The sequence below is a fragment of the Streptomyces sp. NPDC033165 genome (genome assembly GCF_055577965.1).
In genome coordinates this window covers 1-1987 of sequence record NZ_JBVIPK010000037.1, presented here as the reverse complement: position 1 = coordinate 1987, position 1987 = coordinate 1, and the positions used below count along the sequence as shown (strand labels likewise).

At 67.7% G+C, this 1987-nt stretch carries 3 protein-coding genes; 2 read left to right on the top strand and 1 reads right to left on the bottom strand.

Annotated elements, in window-relative coordinates; genetic code table 11:
• Positions 1–367: 367 nt before the first annotated feature.
• Positions 368–790, bottom strand: coding sequence for a transposase (locus tag ACZ5WC_RS33155; RefSeq protein WP_468544292.1), 423 nt, complete (start codon positions 788–790; stop codon positions 368–370).
• Here ACZ5WC_RS33155 and ACZ5WC_RS33150 point away from each other — a divergent pair.
• Positions 681–1355 carry a sensor histidine kinase gene (locus ACZ5WC_RS33150; RefSeq protein WP_468544291.1) on the top strand — a complete coding sequence of 225 codons (675 nt, stop codon included), beginning with the start codon at positions 681–683 and terminating at the stop codon, positions 1353–1355. The genes ACZ5WC_RS33155 and ACZ5WC_RS33150 overlap by 110 nt on opposite strands.
• Positions 1340–1987 (top strand): response regulator (locus ACZ5WC_RS33145; RefSeq protein ID WP_468544290.1); only part of this gene is annotated, 648 nt, incomplete at its 3' end. The genes ACZ5WC_RS33150 and ACZ5WC_RS33145, both read left to right, overlap by 16 nt.

Here is a 1987-nt window from a genome sequence, read left to right as displayed (position 1 = left end):
GAGACGGTTCTCTTGGTCGAAAACCCATCTACCAGGGGCTTCACCACGTTGTCAGCCCAACAGCCTTACGCGCAAACCAAGTTGGAAAAGGCTCAGTAATTCCGAGCCTTTCCATAACGAGTTGGCACGAGTCGCAAGCTGGAACGAGGCCTCTGTGCCGCGCGTGATCGAACGGCTTACCAAGGACCGCCAGGCTGCTGCTCCCGCGTACCAGATCCCCAGCTTCCATCGCCTGTGCGATGCATCCGATCTCAGCACAACCAGCGTGGTGCCCCGTTTGATCCAGAACCCTACGGAGGGGAAAGGGGGAGGCTCCGCCTTGCTTCTCCGACCCTACGTGCACTTATGTCGAAATACGCGCTATTGATCAGAAACTCATGGGGTTCTCGTCCAGGACGTAGCGGACGTGCGGGCCGCCGAAGTGGCCGCGGATGATGTGTGGCTGACGTTGTCGGCTGTGGAAGAACCTCCGGGTTTCGGCGGCGAGTTCGGCCTGGTTCCTGGCCTGGTGGGTGTGGGGCAGGCTGCGTTTCAGGTCGGCGTTGACCAGCTCGTCGGGGTTCAGTTCGGGTGAGTACGAGGGCAGGAAGTGCAGCTCGATCCGGTCCTGGTGGTCGGCGAGCCAGGCCCGGACGCTCTTCGAGCGGTGGGCCGAGTACCGGTCGACGATCAGGTGGACCTTGTGGTCGAAGTGCCCGACGAGCCGGTCCAGGAAACGGCACATCACCTTCGCGTCGAACGACAGCCGCAGCGACGCCGTCAGCAGCTCCGCCGCCGAACTGCGCCGCATCGAGCGGGACCTGCACGACGGAGCGCAGGCCCGCCTGGTTGCCCTGCGCATGAACCTCGGCGTCGCCGAGCAGCTCCTCAGCAAGGCCCCGGAGGCCGTCCGCGCCATCCTGGCCGACACCCGCATGGCGTCCGCCGCGGCCCTCACCGAACTACGCGATCCGGTCCGGGGCATCCACCCGCCGGTGCTCGCCGACCGCGGCCTCGCCGACGCGGTGCGTGCCCTCGCCCTGGACAGCCCGCTCGACGTCACGGTCAACGCTGACCTGCCCGGCCGCCCCGAGGCGCCCGTGGAGTCCGCCATATACTTCGCGGTCGCCGAGGCCCTCACCAACGCGGCCAAACACGCCGACCCGGAACATGTCAGCATCGACCGCTGGTACGAGGCCGGCGCGCTGCGCAGCCAGGTCATCGACGACGGCCGGGGCGGCGCTGACCCCTCGCGCGGCACCGGGCTGCGCGCCATCGAGCGCCGGCTCGCCGCCTTCAACGGCCTGCTCGCGATCAACAGCAAGCCGGGCGGACCGACCACCCTCACCATGGAGCTGCCGTGCGCGTCGTCCTAGCCGAAGGCCTCTTCCTGTTGCGGGACGGCCTCGTCCGCATGCTGGAGTCGTACGACTTCGAGGGGGTGGCCGCCGTGGACACCGGGCCCGGACTGCTCCAGACCCTGCTCGACCACAAGCCGGACGTCGCGGTCGTCGATGTCCGGCTTCCGCCGACGTTCACCGACGAAGGACTGCGGGCCGCCCTGGAGGCCCGCCACCGGATCCCCGGCCTGCCGGTCCTGGTCCTCTCCCAGTACGTCGAGCAACTCTACGCCCGTGAGCTCCTCGCCGACGGCAGCGGCAGCATCGGCTACCTCCTCAAGGACCGGGTCTTCGACCCCGACGGCTTCGTGGAGGCGGTCCGCCGTGTCGCGGCCGGGGGCACCGCGATGGACCCGGACGTCGTCGCCCAGCTCTTCGCGAAGGACCACCACCGCGACGGCCTACTTTCCCGGCTCACCCCGCGCGAGCGCAAGGTCCTCGGCCTGATGGCAGAGGGCCGCTCGAACGCTGCGATCGCCCAGGAGCTGGTGATCACCCGGCGGACCGTGATTAAGAGGTCATCTCATTTGGGTGGCTCGGTAGTCTGTGAGTCATGGTGGGGATCGTTGAGCGGTTGGTGCCAGACGAGTTGTGGGACTTGTTCCAGC